This window comes from Cytobacillus firmus (assembly GCF_023612095.1).
Classification (GTDB): Bacteria; Bacillota; Bacilli; order Bacillales; family Cytobacillaceae; genus Cytobacillus.
This window is the reverse complement of record NZ_CP086235.1, coordinates 2,715,347-2,731,503: the sequence shown is the minus strand read 5'-3', so window position 1 is coordinate 2,731,503 and position 16,157 is coordinate 2,715,347. Positions and strand designations below refer to the sequence as shown.

14 protein-coding genes are annotated in these 16,157 nt (G+C 40.3%); all 14 read left to right on the top strand.

Annotation, left to right across the window (positions count from 1 at the left end):
- The first annotated feature begins 14 nt into the window (after nucleotides 1-14).
- The 14 genes from dmpG to LLY41_RS13750 all read left to right on the top strand — a co-directional run bounded on the left by dmpG (nucleotide 15) and on the right by LLY41_RS13750 (nucleotide 16,109).
- Entirely contained in the window at nucleotides 15-1,043 is a 1,029-nt protein-coding gene (gene dmpG / locus LLY41_RS13815; protein ID WP_304585653.1) for a 4-hydroxy-2-oxovalerate aldolase, read from the top strand.
- Nucleotides 1,044-1,045: 2 nt separating this feature from the next.
- Nucleotides 1,046-1,843: a 2-keto-4-pentenoate hydratase gene (locus tag LLY41_RS13810; RefSeq protein ID WP_095242554.1), complete on the top strand. Its 798-nt coding sequence runs from the start codon at nucleotides 1,046-1,048 to the stop codon at nucleotides 1,841-1,843.
- 140 nt (nucleotides 1,844-1,983) lie between these two features.
- Complete coding sequence (locus LLY41_RS13805; RefSeq protein ID WP_304585652.1) at nucleotides 1,984-3,405, top strand: amino acid permease; 1,422 nt, start codon at nucleotides 1,984-1,986, stop codon at nucleotides 3,403-3,405.
- A gap of 91 nt (nucleotides 3,406-3,496) precedes the next feature.
- Complete coding sequence (locus LLY41_RS13800; protein ID WP_304585651.1) at nucleotides 3,497-4,516, top strand: TRAP transporter substrate-binding protein; 1,020 nt, start codon at nucleotides 3,497-3,499, stop codon at nucleotides 4,514-4,516.
- A 20-nt stretch (nucleotides 4,517-4,536) separates the two neighbouring features.
- Nucleotides 4,537-5,013, top strand: coding sequence for a TRAP transporter small permease (locus LLY41_RS13795; RefSeq protein WP_304585650.1), 477 nt, complete (start codon nucleotides 4,537-4,539; stop codon nucleotides 5,011-5,013).
- On the top strand, nucleotides 5,010-6,290 hold the full coding sequence (locus tag LLY41_RS13790) for a TRAP transporter large permease (protein ID WP_304585649.1): 1,281 nt from the start codon (nucleotides 5,010-5,012) through the stop codon (nucleotides 6,288-6,290). Before LLY41_RS13795 ends, LLY41_RS13790 begins: the two co-directional genes overlap by 4 nt.
- Before the next feature lie 21 nt (nucleotides 6,291-6,311).
- Nucleotides 6,312-6,524 carry a 2-hydroxymuconate tautomerase family protein gene (locus LLY41_RS13785; protein WP_095242559.1) on the top strand — a complete coding sequence of 71 codons (213 nt, stop codon included), beginning with the start codon at nucleotides 6,312-6,314 and terminating at the stop codon, nucleotides 6,522-6,524.
- A 626-nt stretch (nucleotides 6,525-7,150) separates the two neighbouring features.
- Nucleotides 7,151-9,148: a lipoteichoic acid synthase gene (locus LLY41_RS13780; RefSeq protein WP_304585648.1), complete on the top strand. Its 1,998-nt coding sequence runs from the start codon at nucleotides 7,151-7,153 to the stop codon at nucleotides 9,146-9,148.
- A 179-nt stretch (nucleotides 9,149-9,327) separates the two neighbouring features.
- Nucleotides 9,328-10,152: a uroporphyrinogen-III synthase gene (locus LLY41_RS13775; RefSeq protein WP_095242561.1), complete on the top strand. Its 825-nt coding sequence runs from the start codon at nucleotides 9,328-9,330 to the stop codon at nucleotides 10,150-10,152.
- Between the two features lie 173 nt (nucleotides 10,153-10,325).
- Entirely contained in the window at nucleotides 10,326-11,333 is a 1,008-nt protein-coding gene (locus LLY41_RS13770) for a LacI family DNA-binding transcriptional regulator (protein ID WP_304585647.1), read from the top strand.
- Between the two features lie 81 nt (nucleotides 11,334-11,414).
- Complete coding sequence (locus LLY41_RS13765) at nucleotides 11,415-12,647, top strand: ABC transporter substrate-binding protein (RefSeq protein WP_304585646.1); 1,233 nt, start codon at nucleotides 11,415-11,417, stop codon at nucleotides 12,645-12,647.
- 57 nt (nucleotides 12,648-12,704) lie between these two features.
- On the top strand, nucleotides 12,705-13,568 hold the full coding sequence (locus LLY41_RS13760; RefSeq protein WP_035330521.1) for a carbohydrate ABC transporter permease: 864 nt from the start codon (nucleotides 12,705-12,707) through the stop codon (nucleotides 13,566-13,568).
- Nucleotides 13,568-14,389 (top strand): carbohydrate ABC transporter permease, encoded by an 822-nt coding sequence (locus LLY41_RS13755; protein WP_095242564.1) that lies wholly within the window; start codon nucleotides 13,568-13,570, stop codon nucleotides 14,387-14,389. Before LLY41_RS13760 ends, LLY41_RS13755 begins: the two co-directional genes overlap by 1 nt.
- Nucleotides 14,390-14,423: 34 nt before the next feature.
- Nucleotides 14,424-16,109: a glycoside hydrolase family 13 protein gene (locus LLY41_RS13750; RefSeq protein ID WP_304585645.1), complete on the top strand. Its 1,686-nt coding sequence runs from the start codon at nucleotides 14,424-14,426 to the stop codon at nucleotides 16,107-16,109.
- Nucleotides 16,110-16,157 lie beyond the last annotated feature (48 nt).

The window sequence follows — 16,157 nt, the reverse complement described above, 5'->3', positions numbered from 1 at the left end:
GCATGGTGACACAGTTGATTCGAAAAAGTGACAAGCCTATTAAAATAACAGAAGTGTGTTTGCGGGATGGAAGCCATGTCGTTGCACATCAATATAATGAAGAACAAGTCCGTCGAGTTGTCAAAGAATTGGACGATGCCGGGATGCACTATATCGAAGTCAGTCATGGAGACGGATTAGGTGGTTCTACCCTTCAGTACGGAAGGTCACGTGTCAATGAAATGAAACTCATTGAGGCTGCAGTTGATGAATGCAAACAGGCGAAAATTGCTGTGCTGCTAATTCCAGGGATTGGAACCTGTCAAGAATTAAAGCAAGCTCATTCTATAGGAGCAGAATTAGTTAGAGTGGCCACTCATGTAACGGAAGCTGATGTATCTGCACAGCATATTAGCGCCGCACGAGAATTGGGAATGGAAACATTAGGCTTTCTGATGATGGCCCATATGGCACCAGTTGAGAAATTAGTTGAACAGGCAAAGTTAATGGAAAGCTATGGAGCACAAGCTGTATATGTAACCGATTCGGCAGGAGCCCTTTTGCCGCATCAAGTTCGTGAAAGAATTGCTGCACTTCGCGACTCCTTGAATATTGAAGTAGGGTTTCATGGCCATAATAATTTATCTGTTGCTGTTGCAAATACATTAGCGGCCATTGAAGAAGGGGCTACCAGGATCGATGGAAGTGTCCGCTGTCTGGGAGCAGGCGCAGGAAATACACAAACTGAGGTATTGCTGGCGGTTTTAGACAGGATGGGTATAAATGCCGGTATTGATCTCTATAAAATGATGGATATTGCAGAAAACACGGTAGGTCCGTTAGTTCCGAAACCGCAGGAAATTAATAAGTGCAGCCTGGTATTAGGCTATGCAGGAGTATATTCAAGTTTTCTGCTGCACGCAGAACGGGCAGGGAAGCGTTTTGGGTTGGATCCCAGAGATATTTTAATAGAGTTAGGAAAACGAAAAGTGGTGGGCGGCCAGGAGGATATGATTCTAGATGTTGCCTCAGAGCTGGCACAAGCACGAATCTTGGAGGTGTAATAATGACATTAACCAGTGGTGCAGACATGGAAATTGTGGAATATTTATATTCAGCTGAAAAAGAACAGCGGGAAGTGGTGAAAATAACGGATCGACTACCTGAATTAAGCTTTGAAGAAGCTTATTTGATTCAGGAAAAGCTGATTGAAAGAAGAGAAAAAGATGGTTCGCGGCGAGTGGGTTTAAAACTCGGATTAACCAGCAAGGCTAAACAGCAAATGATGGGTGTACATGAAGCGATTTATGGAATTCTCACTGACGACATGCTTGGCTTTGAATGGGAGCCAATCGATTTCAATCAATTCATTCATCCAAAGGCTGAACCTGAAATTGCTTTTATGATTGGTGAAGATCTGCAAGGAACAAGCGTTACTGCAGAAGATGTACTAAGTGTAACGAAATATGTTGCTCCGGCAATCGAAATTATTGACAGCCGGTATTTGGACTTCAAGTTTACTTTAGCAGACGTGATAGCAGATAACTGTTCGTCCTCACGTTTTGTTCTGGGCAGTAAATGGATGAAGCCGGATTCCGTAGATTTAGGTCAGCTTGGCATGGTGATGTCAAAGAACGGTGAAGTTGCACAAACAGGATCGAGTGCTGCAGTATTAGGTCATCCCGCAGCCTCTGCAGCTTGGGCGGTAAATAAACTTGGAGAATCCGGAAGGGGAATCAAGAAAGGAGATATTATTTTAAGCGGGGCAATATCCGAAGCCATTGCCTTTAAACCAGGTGACGCTGTTTCCGTTCAGTTTGCGGAATTGGGTTCAGTCTCTATTTCCTGTAAATCAGGTGCATAGTGAAATAGGATGTCCCTCGAATTCATTTTGTTTAAATTTTTCCTATTTAATCCGTGGGATATCAGCAGAAGATACAGTCAGTGTTACTGTATCCTTTGCTGGTTCCAAGGGAATTTTGGCAATGGTAAAGGATGATGGATATGGAGAAGAATCATAATCAAACCAATATTAATAGTTCTGGGTTAAAAAGAGACCTAAAAACCAATCAGCTGACAATGATCGCCATGGGGTGTGCGATCGGGACTGGGCTTTTTCTTGGCAGCGGACTTGCCATAAGTACTGCTGGACCAAGTGTATTATTAAGCTACGCGATTGGGGCGTTTATTGTTCTGCTCTTAATGGGATGCCTGGCTGAAATGTCTGTAGCACACCCTACCTCGGGTTCTTTCGGAACAATTGCTGAAAAATATATTAGCCCAATGGCTGGATTCCTTGTTCGCTATTCTTATTGGATTGGAAATGTGCTGGCTGTAGGTGTTGAGGTAAGTGCAATTGCCGTCTACATGAAATACTGGTTTCCCCAAGTTCCAGGAATGGTTTGGATATTATTATTTGCAGCAATCTTAATTTATGTAAATGCTACAAGTGTTAACACGTTTGCCACCTTTGAATATTGGTTTTCTATGATAAAAATTAGTGCCATTGTTGGATTTGTTCTTCTTGGATCCTATATCCTTTTTGGAACATCATCAGAACCAGATATTGGTGCAGGTAATTTGGTGGACAGTGGTGGCTTTATGCCGTTTGGCCTTTGGGGTATGTGGGTTGCGATCTTTATATCTCTTTTCAGCTTTTTAGGAACTGAAATGATAGCTGTTACTGCAGGAGAAGCAAATGATCCTGATGTTGCTGTTCCTAAAGCATTAAAAGCAACAGTATTTCGATTATCCACTTTCTATATGTTGACTATAGGTATCATGTTGATGCTGGTTCCCTGGAAATCCGCAGGGGTTGAAGAAAGTCCGTTTGTAAAGGTCATGGAAATTCTCCAGATACCTGGTGCATCAGGCATCATGAATTTTGTCATTTTGACAGCTGCATTATCAGCCATGAATAGTCAGCTATATGCATCTACACGCATGATGTATTCTTTATCTCGCGGAAAATTTGCACCGGCATTTTTAGCTAAAGTGAATAGAAAAGGGGTCCCAGTTAGTGCTCTTGCTATTTCAACACTTGGTATTTTTATCGCAGCAGGGGTAAATGCCTTACTTCCTGGTTCCTCTTATGCCTTTATGATGGGAATTTCCATGTTTGGTGCCATATTCACCTGGTTGATGATTTTTATCTCCCATCTGTTTTTCAGGAGAAAGTGGGAAAAAACAGGTGGTCGAAAGCTTCCTGTAAGAATGTTAGGTTATCCATTTCTTCCAATAGTAGGCGCGGTACTTCTATTGAGTCTTATGATTTCTACATGGTTTACAGATTTTAGGATAATGCTCCAATTCGGTGTGCCATGGTTAATTTTCTTGTCATTGGCATATTGGTTCATGAAAAAAAGGGATGGAGCTCTTGTCGGAATGAAAGAATCCGCTGATATCCTCAATAAAGAGATTAGCTAGGCTGATAGACATTACTAAAGTATTCCATATAGATTAATAAAATGATAGTGTTCGCACTTGTTTCCATTAATCCTTAAAGGGGTGTTTATTAATGAAGAAAGTAAAAAGTATGGGGCTTATATTAATAGTAAGTTTATTGATTTTAGCTACTGCAGCTTGCAGCGGAAAGGGTTCTTCTGACACGGCTTCTAAATCATCGCAGGGAGCAACTTATAATTTCAAGCTGGCACATATTACACCAACCGATCATATGTGGCATAAAGCAGCCGAAAAATTCAAAGAAGAGCTTGAGACCCGTTCTGGCGGAAGAATGAAATTGGAGATTTATCCCGCAAGCCAGCTTGGAACAGAGGCTGATATGGTTCAGCAAATTTCTGCAGGATCAGTTGATTTTGGTTTTATTACGGCTGCTTATTTAAGTTCACGTGCTGAAGCATTCACTGCATGGTTTTCACCGTACGCTTTTAAGGATCTGAATGAAGCAAATGAAGCCCGTGATACAGAGATTGCCAAGAAAATTCTTACAACAATGGACGATCAGGGAATAAAGGGGCTTGATTACTTATTTGCAGGAAGCCGGGTTATGTTATTTAAAGATAAAGAAGTTTTAAAACCAGAAGATATGAAGGGATTAAAATTTCGTGTAACACCTAGTCCTCCATTGCAGGAGTTTTATAAATCTTTGGGGGCTTCACCTGAATCCCTGCCGCTTCCCGAAGTGTATGCAGCTATTCAGACTGGTGTAATCGATGGCATGGATATGGATTTAGATGCAGCCATTACAAACAAGTATCACGAAGTAGTGGAATATGGGGCAGTTACAAATCATATGGTTTGGCCTGCTGTCGCAATGATAAATAAGGCTTCCTATGACAAAATGCCTGAGGAGGACCAGAAAATCATTGATGAAGCAATTAAAGCGGCTGCTGATTATTCAGCAGAAACTCGTTCCAAGCAGGAGGAAGATTTTAAGAAGACTTTAAGCGATGAAGGAATGAACATTTACGAAATTGATGCTGCATTGTTCCAGCCTTATATTAAAGAATTTGATAAAAAGTTTGGACAAGCTGATCCTTTAATTCAGGAATTTCTTGATACATTCCGCAAGTAAAATATTAAAGGGGGAAATGTGTGAATAAGCTAAGTGATATAATAGCCAGTCTTGAAAAAAAACTGGCTATCATCCTCATGTTTGCAATGGCGCTTATTGTTTCTTTAGCTGTAATCTTTCGCTCCGCCAATGCTCCGTTGTTTTGGGCTGGAGAGGTTTCAATCTTTCTGCTGATATATATAACGTTTATAGGAGGAAGCTTGGGTCTTAAATATAAGACTCAAGCTTCTGTATCACTGTTAACGGATATGCTGCCAGGAACTATTAACAAAGCGGTTTCCTTTCTTGCTCATATTTTAATGCTCATCTTTATGGCTATTCTTCTTTTTTATTGCTTTAAATGGATTCTTTCCCCATCCGTGGGAATTCAAAAATCGAGCGCCATTTTACTGCCAATGTGGATTCCTTACTCCATATTGCCAATCGGTTTCCTGTTTGCAAGTATTCATTTGATAAGTAATCTCCTGGATGTGACAAAAAGGAGTGAAACAAAATGATGTTTCTGGTCGTAATCGCTTTTTTTGTTTTGCTGCTGATGGGAATCCCCATTTCATTGGTCCTTGGAATGACAACCATAGTTTATTTCATAATAACGGGAAATTATGTGCTGCTTGAATCAACTCCCCAGAGACTATACTCTGGAATGGAAAATTTCGGGTTATTAGCGATACCTTTGTTCATGCTGACAGGCGAATTGATGAACAGGGGAGGAATTACGAATCGCTTAGTGGTTTTTGCAAGAATGCTGGTAGGGCACGTCCGAGGGGGATTAGCCTACGTTACTGTCATTGCCAATATGTTTTTAGCATCCATATTAGGATCTGCCAATGCACAGGCAGCAATGATGAGTAAAGTGATGGTTCCGGAAATGGAAAGGGAAGGGTACAATCGTGAATTTTCATCTGCCTTAACCCTGGCTTCTTCCATAGTGGCCCCTATTATTCCGCCAAGCATGATTTTTATTATTTATGGAACATTATCCGGAACATCAATTGGCGCTTTATTCATGGCTGGGATTATACCCGGGCTAATTTATGGTCTGGGCTTTATCTCTCTAATTGCGTACATAGGATATAAACAGGATTTCCCCAGGAGTAAGAAAGCTAGTGTAACACAAATATGGGCTGCTTTTAAAAACGTTTTGCCTGCAATGCTCATCCCCATAATCATTACATTTGGAATATTGAGCGGTTTATTTACTGCAACAGAATCTGCCGCAATTGCCAGTGTGGTAGCATTCATTGTAGGGTTATTCTTTTATAAAGAATTAAAGTGGAAATGTTTGCCTGAGGTGTTCGTGAACACTGTAATTGGAACTGCAACAGTAACATTCCTTATCGCCATGGCAAATATATTTGGATGGGTTATTGCATTTGAGCAAATACCTCAATTGATTGCGAATGCCATGCTGTCAATTTCTGAGAATCCATTCGTATTTTTAATTCTTGTGAACCTTTTTCTTTTAATAGTTGGAATGTTTTTGGATGGAATCGCAGCACTAATCATTTTAGTGCCTGTATTAATGCCGTTAGCAACAGGATTTCAGATTGATCCCATTCATTTTGGCGTCATTATTTGTATTAACCTTACTATTGGATTGCTGACACCTCCTGTAGGGACTGGCCTGTTTATCGTATCTTCAATCGCAGAAGTTAAATTTGAGAAATTAGTAAAGTCAGTAATGCCTATGCTTTTTCTGGGCATAACGATGTTATTAATCATTACTTATTGGGAACAAACTACCTTAATGATTCCAGCCTGGCTGGGTTTTTGATCTTGTGCGTGGAGGGTTAATATGCCAATTATTCAGGTTCATTTATTAGATGGAAGGTCAGATTCACAGCTGAAAGAGCTGATAAGCAGTTTGACTGAAGCAGCAGTGGGCTCACTGGAAGTTAATCCTAATCAAGTGAGAGTTATTATACAGCCGGTGCCTAAGACGCATTGGGGCGTTGGCGGAATCACAAAAGCTGAATTAGAGGATTCAAAAAATATCCAAAATCAATAAATAATCTAGCCCATTATATAAAGGAGCGCTTGGATAAATTCCTGGCGTTTTTTCGTTTTTTTTTACTTTGTATAATTGTTATTTCTAATTCCTGTATTTTTTTTTTGAAAAGGTTTAAAAATATTCTCCAGGAGGAATTGTTCCTAGGGTAAAACTGAAACGTTTTCAATTAAAGCAGTTAGAAGTAAGTATCCGCATTACTAAAATGCATGAGTGTATTTTGTTCATGGAAAATTTCCGTCTACATGTATAATTGGTTTAAATTCTTCATATATATTGGCTGTTGTCTGATTTTTCTCCTTCCCTGGAAAAATATAGATTCATAAGTTTTTATATAAAAAGTGAAACCAAATTGTATTTCATTCGTCTATATAGACGTGCAGCATTTAGAAATGTTCAAAAAGGCTCACCCTGTTTTTATCGTCATTAAAGAGCAGTTTATCTGGACATGCTTGACATTTTGTGAAATGCGAGTATAGTTATGTTCTTGTGCAGTGCTATTTTGCCTGTTCATAGATTATTAATATTTATCAGGTAAACTAATAATTAGGCTGAGTGCCAACTTTAAAATTTTAAATTACTAGTGAAATATGTTACAATAATGTGCTAGAAGGCAGGTGTATGATTTGAATACTTTACTTCATAAAAGTCAGGATATATTAAATAAATATATAGGCTTTTTCTTTTTGGCAGTATTTCTGCTCTGGATGAAAACGTATATTACTCAAATGACACAATTTAATTTAGGCATTGAAAGTGCCTTGCAGCAGTTCCTCTTATTCATTAACCCGCTGGGATCTTCACTGCTGTTTTTAGGAATTGCATTCTTTTTTAAAGGCAGAAGAAAATATATCGCTTTGATGGTTATGTATTTCTTCCTGTCGTTCCTGCTGTTTGCAAATGCAGTGTACTACCGTTTCTTTAATGACTTTATTACACTGCCGACATTGACGCAGACACAGAACTTCGGTGATGTCAGCGGAAGCATCAGCTCACTATTACAGCCAACTGATATCTTTTTCTTCCTTGATTTCATCGTTCTTGCCGGCTTGCTTATTTTTAAAGCCGTTAAAATCGAAACAAAGGATTTGACTCGCCGCAGATCAGCAGCTTTAATCTATGCGTCGCTTGCCATTTCCTTTGCAAATCTGGGCCTGGCTGAAACAGACCGCCCTGAGCTTTTGACAAGAGGTTTTGACCGTAACTATATTGTGAAATATTTAGGCATGTACAATTATACGATCTATGATGCAGTGCAAAGCACAAAGGCCTCTGCACAAAGAGTTATGGCGGATAGCAGTGATACAACCGAAGTCATTAACTTTACTAAATCGAATTATGCTGATCCGAATCCGAAGTATTTTGGAAAAGCCGAAGGCATGAATGTGATCTACCTTCATCTTGAATCCATTCAGACATTCTTAATGAATTATGAACTGCATGGTGAAGAAGTAACACCGTTCCTGAACTCGCTGATTAAAGAAGAAAATACAACATATTTTGATAATTTCTTCCATCAGACTGCACAAGGGAAAACAGCAGATGCTGAGTTTATCCTTGAGAACTCCCTATATGGGCTGCCGCAGGGTTCTGCTTTTACAACAAAAGGCATGAATACCTACAATGCAGCGCCGGCAATTCTGAAGGATAAAGGATATACTTCTGCAGTCTTCCACGGCAACTCCGGCAGCTTCTGGAACCGTAACGAAATTTATAAATCATTTGGATATGATAACTTTTTTGATGCAGATTATTTTGATTTGAAACCTGAAAGCATGGCTGACTACGGTCTAATGGATAAGCCGTTCTTTGAACAGTCTATGCCGTACCTGGAATCGCTGAAGCAGCCGTTTTATTCTAAATTCATTACTGTGTCCCATCACTATCCATATCATATGGATCAGGAGAAGGCGACAATAGAGCCCCATACTACTGGGGACAAATCAGTTGATAATTACTTCCAGACAGCACGTTATGCTGACGAAGCGCTTAAACAGTTCTTTGAACAGCTGAAGGCTTCCGGCCTGTATGAGAACTCAGTAATTGTCATGTATGGTGACCATTATGGAATTTCTAAAAATCATAATAAAGCAATGGAAAAAGTGCTTGGCAAGGAAATTACACCGTTCGAAAGTGCCGGTCTGCAGCGTGTTCCTCTATTCATTCGCGTACCTGGCATGGAAGGCGGAGTAAATCATGAATTTGGCGGTCAGATCGATCTGATGCCAACATTGATGCACTTGCTAGGTATTGATACTAAACAGTATCTGCAATTTGGTACAGACTTATTTTCAGAAAAACATGATGACCTTGTGCCGTTCCGTAACGGAGACTTCATGAGCCCAACTATTTCATCTGTTGACGGAAAGTACTATGACTCAAAAACGGGTGAATTGCTGGATGAAAGCCGTTTTGAAGAAGCGAAAAAACTCCAAGAAAGTGCTGAGCAGAAATTGGCGCTATCTGATAAAGTGGTAAACGGAGATCTTCTCCGCTTTTATAAACCTGAAAACTTCGAACCGGTGGATCGTTCAAAATACGATTACAAAGCAGAAAACAATGGGGTAATCAAAAAGAACGAAGAAGCTGAAGAAACCTCTGAAACTGAACCAGCTGATAAATAAATTTAAACTGCCTGCGGGAGATCCTGCAGGCAGTTTTTTTACGCATTTCTTTTAATCCAAGAAAAACAATCCCTCTGGACAAAATTAAATATACTTTAATAAAGTGCTTAACCACTGTTTTAATGTAATGCATATTTTATAATGATTCATATAGACGTACATACCGAGGAGGAGTAAAAATGAAAAAGCTTGCCGGCAAAAAAGTTGCACTTTTAGGTTCACGGAAAATAGATGATATCAGTAAATTGGTGGAGAATCAGGGAGGGATTGCTGTCAGCAGGCCCGCTCAGGGAACAGCACTTCTGAAAGATGAAAAACTCCAGGACCATGTAGAAATGCTGACTGAGTGCAACTTCGATTGGATTATTTTTACGACTGGGATCGGTGTTGAAACCATTTATCAAACTGCTCTTGAAATGAATAAAAGTGATGCCCTGATCAGCAGCCTGAAAAAAGCAAGGATTGCATCAAGGGGATACAAAACCGCCAATATGCTGAAAAAGCTTAATATCATACCTGCAGTTAGGGATGATGACGGCAGCATGGCAGGATTACTTCGAGAGCTTTCAGCACATTCTCTAGATGGTATGAAAGTAGCTCTGCAGCTTCACGGGGATCCGGCACCGCACCTTAAACAGTGGCTGGAAAATAACCAGGCCGACTATGAAGAAATTCTTCCATATACCCATATTCCTCCGGAAGAAAAAGTGATGAATCTGCTGTTGTCAGAGATCCTTGACGGAAAGTTCGATTCCATATTTTTTACAAGCACTCCGCAAGTGAGGAATTTATTCAGCTTCGCCCGGCAAAAGAATGCAGAAGTACAATTGAAAACCTGTTTTTCGGACCAGGCTGTTGCGTTATCAGTTGGAAAAGTAACTGCTCAAGCTTTACATGAAGAAGGGGTTGCAAGAGTCATTTTTCCGGAAGTCGAAAGGATAGGCAGTGCGGTAATTGAATTAGCCCGTTTCTATGCGGAAGAAGATATTAGGACTGATGTATAACTCATAAAGTACAGCATTTATAATGGAGCCTTTTTAGGCTCTTTTTCAATGACTAGATGTATATACAAATTTAAAAAATTCACCAAAAATATTGAAAAGGCTTACACATCATGGTAATATTACAACGTAAACGTTTTCGTAACAAAAATTCAGTAACTTAAAGCAGGTGGGATATGTCCTATACCATCAAAGATGTTGCCAAAAAGGCAAATGTCTCTATTGCAACAGTCTCCAGGATATTAAATGGCCAGGGAGGTTATTCAGAAAAAACAAAAAGCAAGGTTCTAAAAGTAATTGAAGAACTGGGCTATCAGCCAAATGCAGTGGCAAGGGGATTAATTAATAAGAGAACCCATACAATAGGGGTGCTTTTCCCAAAGCTTTCGAGCTCATTGGTTACCGATCTGCTGGATGGCATTGAAAAGGCCGCAAATGATAACGGTTCCAGTGTGATTGTCTGCCATACAGAATCAAATGGCGAAAAAACGATGAAATATCTCCAGCTGCTTATTGAAAAAAGAGTAGATGGAATCATTTTTGCAAGTGAAATTTTAAAGGATGAATATTATCAATTTGTAACCAAAACCAGTATGCCGATGATTCTGCTTTCGACAGAGTCCTATGCGTACCCGGTGCCTTTTGTAAAAGTTAACGATTTTCATGCAGCATATGCAGCAGCTAAGTATTTAATCGAAAAGGGTCATACCAGAATTGGGATGATAAGCGGGAACAAGGATGATATTATCGCGGGGATTCCAAGAATTGAAGGCTTTAAGAAAGCTCTGTCAGATCATAACATACCTCTGGATTCTGAGAATATTGTGTTCAGCAGGGGTTTTACATTCCCATATGGTGTTGAGGGTTTGAAAAGGCTTGTCAAGCAGTTTCCGGATGTAACGGCAATATTTGCAGCAAGTGATGAAATGGCTATAGGTGCCTTATCTGCAGCATATCAGATGGGAATAAATGTCCCAGATGACATTTCTGTTATAGGGTATGATAACTTGAATCTTGCTGAAATGTCCACTCCGCCGTTGACAACAGTAGGACAGCCTCTTGCAAAAATGGGTGAAGCCGCTGCAGAAATGCTTTTTTCCATCTTAGAAACAGGCGACACTCCGGAAAGCCGGATAATGCCGCATAAAATCATTGAAAGAATGAGTGTGAAAGAGAGAAAATAATAACTCTCTTTTTCTCAGATCAATTACGTAAACGTTTACGTAATTGATCTATAATACAAAAAACACATAGGGGGATATACCATGTTTAAAAAAATGACTGCAGGTGTAATGGCATTAACTTTAGGAGCATCTTTACTGGCTGGATGTTCATCTGATGGTGCTGAAGACGGAAAAGTAACGCTTGAGCTGTTCTCTAATAAATCAGAAAGCATCGAAACGTACAAAGGATTGATTAAAGAATTTGAAGCGAAAAACCCGGACATTAAAATCAAATTGGATGCACCGCCTGAAGCAGAAACAGTTTTAAAAACACGTTTGACCAAAAACGATCTGCCTGACATCATGTCTATCGCTGGTAATGCTACATACGGCGAGCTTGGCCGTGCAGGCGTTCTTGAGGATTTTTCAGGGACAGATTTAGCTAAAACAGTTCAGCCATCCTATATCGATATGATCAATCGTCTTGTCGGACCTGAAGAAGAAGGCACTTTCGGTCTTCCGTATGCTACAAATGCGAATGCAGTAATTTACAACAAAGCGAAGTTTGAAGAACATGGCCTTGAAGTCCCAACAACCTGGGATGAATTCATCGCCAGTCTTGAAAAGGTGAAAGCTGCAGGCGACACACCGATTTACTTCACGTTAAAAGATGCCTGGACTGGCATGATTGCGTGGAACTCTCTTGGTGCTAATGTTGCAGGAGAAGACTTTGCCGAAAAGAAAAATGCAGGTGAAACATCATTCACAGAAAAGTATGATGAAGTTGCAGACAAGATGGCTGCATTAGTCGAGTATGGCCACAAGGACAACATGGGTGTCGCTTACGGGGATGGAAACAATGCATTCGCGTCCGGCAAATCTGTTTTTTACCTTCAGGGCAACTGGGCAATCCCTGAAATTCTTAAAGCAAATCCTGAGATGGAACTTGGAGTATTCCCAATGCCTGTAACAAACGACCCTGCACAAAACAAACTTGTTTCTGGTGTAGATGTTCTTTTAGCAGTCAGCAAAGATACTGAGCATAAAGAAGAAGCGATGAAATTTGCTGAATTCATGATGAATAAGGATACAGCTCAAAAGTATATTGACGAGCAAAAAGCTTTCTCAGCCATTGAAGGAGTGTATCAGGAAAATCCGGTGTTTGAAGGAATCAAAGCTAACTTTGAAAATGGGACCATCACAAGCTTCCCCGATCACTATTACCCAGCAGGCATGGGAGCTGAAAACCTTGTTCAGGAATTCCTGATTAAGAAAGATAAAGAAAAATTCCTCAAGAAAATGGACAGCGAGTGGGAAAAAGTTCAAAACCGCTAAAGGCATCGGGCCAGGGGATCTTATGGATTTCCTGGCCTTCTAAAAGGAGTTGTCATTATGAAAAAGAAAAACAGTGTGTTTCTCATCATCACGATACCCGCTTTCCTTCTTTTCTTCATTTTCCACAGCTTTCCTGCATTGCAGGGGATTTTTTACAGCTTTACAGATTGGAAAGGGTATGGAGATTGGAATTTTGTTGGTTTAAAAAACTACCTTAACGTTTTTAAAGATGAACGGGCAGGGGATGCTTACTTATTTACTTTTAAATTTGCCATTGTTGCGACCATTTTGGTCAATATCATAAGCCTTCTTGTGGCCATAGGGCTTAATTCCAAGATAAAGTTTCACAAAACGCTTCGGGCAATCTACTTCCTGCCTTACATTCTGAGTATCTTGATTGTTGGCTTTATCTTTAATTTTATTTTTGCTCATTTCCTGCCGCAGATTGGTGATGCATTCGGATGGGAATTTTTGACCCGCAATATTCTTGGAAACCCGGACCTTGCCTGGATCGGAATTGTCATTGTAGCCGTTTGGCAGGCGGTTTCATTTAATACCATTCTGTACCTTGCGGGGCTTGTAACGATTTCAGAAGATTTATATGAAGCAGCCAGTATTGATGGAGCCGGTGTCTGGACAAAGTTCTGGAAAATAACGTTTCCGCTCATCGCGCCTTTTTTCACCATCAATATGGTTCTGTCGTTGAAAAACTTCCTAATGGTCTTTGATCAAATTGTTGCCTTGACTGGAGGAGGCCCGGGAAAGTCGACGGAATCGATATCCCTGCTTATTTATCGGGGAGGATTTGAAGGCGGCGAGTTCGCCTATCAATCAGCCAATGCGGTTATATACTTCATCGTCATCATCGTCTTTTCTGTTATTCAGCTGAAATTCTTAAATAAAAGAGAGGTGGAAAACTAATGAATCGCAAAAAAACGAGCTGGATTGTGACCACTCTATTAATCTTAGGTTCATTGCTCATTCTTTTTCCACTGTATTTAACCATTACCATTGCGTTTAAAACACCGCCTGAAATGGCAGGAAATTTACTCGCTCTTCCTAAATCATGGTCATTTGACAACTTTGCACAGGCCATTGAAATGACTAATTTCTTTAATGCGTTTAAAAATAGTGCATTTGTTACAATATTTGTTGTTATCTTTACTGTGTTAACGAACTCGCTTGTATCTTATGCCATTGCCAGAAATCTTCATAAGAAGTTTTATAAGTTCCTATACTTCTATTTTTTAAGTGCGATGTTCATTCCTTTCCCAATCATCATGCTGCCGCTTGTTAAACAGACCAGTGCATGGGGAATGGATAACCTGGTTGGATTAATCATTTTGTATATCGTTTTCAACCTTTCTTTCAATGTGTTTATCTATATTGGCTACATCCGCGCCATTCCGGTTGAACTTGAAGAAGCGGCTATCATGGACGGAGCAACCACATGGGGTGTTTTCTGGAAAGTCATTTTCCCGCTTCTGGCACCAATGAATGCAACCGTCGCAATCATTACGAGCCTTGGTGCATGGAATGACTTTATGCTTCCGCTTGTCCTGCTCAGCGACCGGGAAATGGCCACACTTCCGCTGGTGCAGTACATTTTCCAGGGCCAATTCAGCACAGATTATAATCTTGCATTTGCCTCCTATTTAATGGCACTTGCGCCAATGATTATTGTGTATATCTTTGCTCAAAAATGGATTATCAGCGGTGTAATGAAGGGTTCAATAAAATAAAGATAAAATTATTCTTTGATCGGAGTTGTAAAAATTGAACAAAACATGGTGGAAAGAAAGCGTTATTTATCAAATCTACCCAAGAAGCTTCAATGATTCAAATGGGGACGGAATTGGCGATATCAACGGAATCACTGAAAAGATTTCATACTTAGCCGAATTGGGGATCGATGTTATCTGGCTATCCCCCGTTTACAAATCGCCTAATGATGATAATGGCTATGACATCTCAGATTACCGTAATATTATGGATGAGTTCGGAACTATGAAAGACTTTGACGGGATGCTGGCAAAAGCCCATGAACACGGCATCAAAATCATGATGGACCTCGTTGTCAACCATTCAAGCGATGAACACCAGTGGTTTCAGGAATCACGAAAATCTAAAGATAATCCGTATCGGGATTATTATATCTGGAAAAAGACGGACAATGGCGAGCCTCCTACTAACTGGGGAGCAGCGTTTGGCGGAAGTGTGTGGGAATATGATGAACAAACCGGTGAATATTACCTGCATCTGTTCAGCACAAAGCAGCCTGACTTGAACTGGGAAAATCCTGTTCTGCGAAATGAAGTGTATGAAATGATGCGTTTCTGGCTGGATAAAGGCATTGATGGTTTCCGCATGGATGTAGTCAATTTCATTTCAAAAGATACGAGCTATCCTCAGGGGAAGATCCGGGAAGGACACAAATATGGGGACGGCAGCGAGTATTATATGAACGGTCCAAGAATTCATGAGTTCCTGCAGGAAATGAACAAGGAAGCCCTTAGCCCGTATGATACCATCACGGTTGGCGAGATGCCTGGTGTAACAGTTGATGAAGGCAAACTCTACACCGGCCGGGACAGAAATGAATTAAATATGGTATTCCATTTTGAACATGTGGGCCTTGGAGATGGACAATACGGCAAATGGGACCCCCGCCCCTGGAAATTGACTGATTTGAAAGAGATCTTCAACAAGTGGCAAAAGGGCCTTGAAGAAGATGGCTGGAACAGTCTGTACTGGAGCAACCATGACCAGCCCCGCGCCATCTCCAGATGGGGAAATGATTCAGAAGAATACCGTGTAACTTCTGGTAAGATGATTGCTGTTTGCCTTCATATGATGCAGGGGACGCCTTATATTTACCAGGGCGAGGAAATCGGCATGACAAATGTTAAGTTCAATGATATCAATGATTACCGTGATATCGAAACATTGAATGCCTACCATGATCTTACACCGGATTCCTTAACACATGATGAAATTTTTAAAGGCATTCATGAGAGAGGCAGGGATAATGCAAGAACACCTGTTCAGTGGGATGCCAGCCCGAATGCAGGCTTTACAGACGGAAACCCTTGGATCAAAGTGAACCCGAATTACGAGAAGATTAATGCAGAAGCAGTTTTAAAAGACGAAGACTCGATCTTCCATTTTTATAAGAAGCTCATTCAGCTTAGAAAGCAAAATGAAGTGATTGTATATGGAGCATTCGATTTAATAATGGAAGAGGATGAGCAGATCTTTGCTTTTACACGGACTCTGGGTGATGACCAGCTGCTTGTGATCTGCAACTTCAGTGATGGAACACCGGACTTTAAGCTGCCGGGACATGTCCTTTATTCGTCTAAGGAACTTCTGATATCCAACTTGACTGCAGATGAAAATGAAGAAATTGATAACCTGACACTCAAGCCATATGAAGCTAGAGTGTATCGTTTGAAAAAATAAAGACAGGGCCTGTTTAGGGCCCTTTTTTACGAAGATTTGATGATAATG

Excerpts from the sequence above, each read along its gene's own strand:
- LLY41_RS13785 (WP_095242559.1), top strand. The coding sequence starts at position 6,312 with ATGCCAATTATTCAGGTTCATTTATTAGATGGAAGGTCAGATTCACAG.
- LLY41_RS13755 (WP_095242564.1), top strand. The coding sequence starts at position 13,568 with ATGAATCGCAAAAAAACGAGCTGGATTGTGACCACTCTATTAATCTTA.
- LLY41_RS13765 (WP_304585646.1), top strand. The coding sequence starts at position 11,415 with ATGTTTAAAAAAATGACTGCAGGTGTAATGGCATTAACTTTAGGAGCA.
- LLY41_RS13775 (WP_095242561.1), top strand. The coding sequence starts at position 9,328 with ATGAAAAAGCTTGCCGGCAAAAAAGTTGCACTTTTAGGTTCACGGAAA.
- LLY41_RS13790 (WP_304585649.1), top strand. The coding sequence starts at position 5,010 with ATGATGTTTCTGGTCGTAATCGCTTTTTTTGTTTTGCTGCTGATGGGA.
- LLY41_RS13800 (WP_304585651.1), top strand. The coding sequence starts at position 3,497 with ATGAAGAAAGTAAAAAGTATGGGGCTTATATTAATAGTAAGTTTATTG.
- LLY41_RS13770 (WP_304585647.1), top strand. The coding sequence starts at position 10,326 with ATGTCCTATACCATCAAAGATGTTGCCAAAAAGGCAAATGTCTCTATT.
- LLY41_RS13760 (WP_035330521.1), top strand. The coding sequence starts at position 12,705 with ATGAAAAAGAAAAACAGTGTGTTTCTCATCATCACGATACCCGCTTTC.
- LLY41_RS13805 (WP_304585652.1), top strand. The coding sequence starts at position 1,984 with ATGGAGAAGAATCATAATCAAACCAATATTAATAGTTCTGGGTTAAAA.
- LLY41_RS13810 (WP_095242554.1), top strand. The coding sequence starts at position 1,046 with ATGACATTAACCAGTGGTGCAGACATGGAAATTGTGGAATATTTATAT.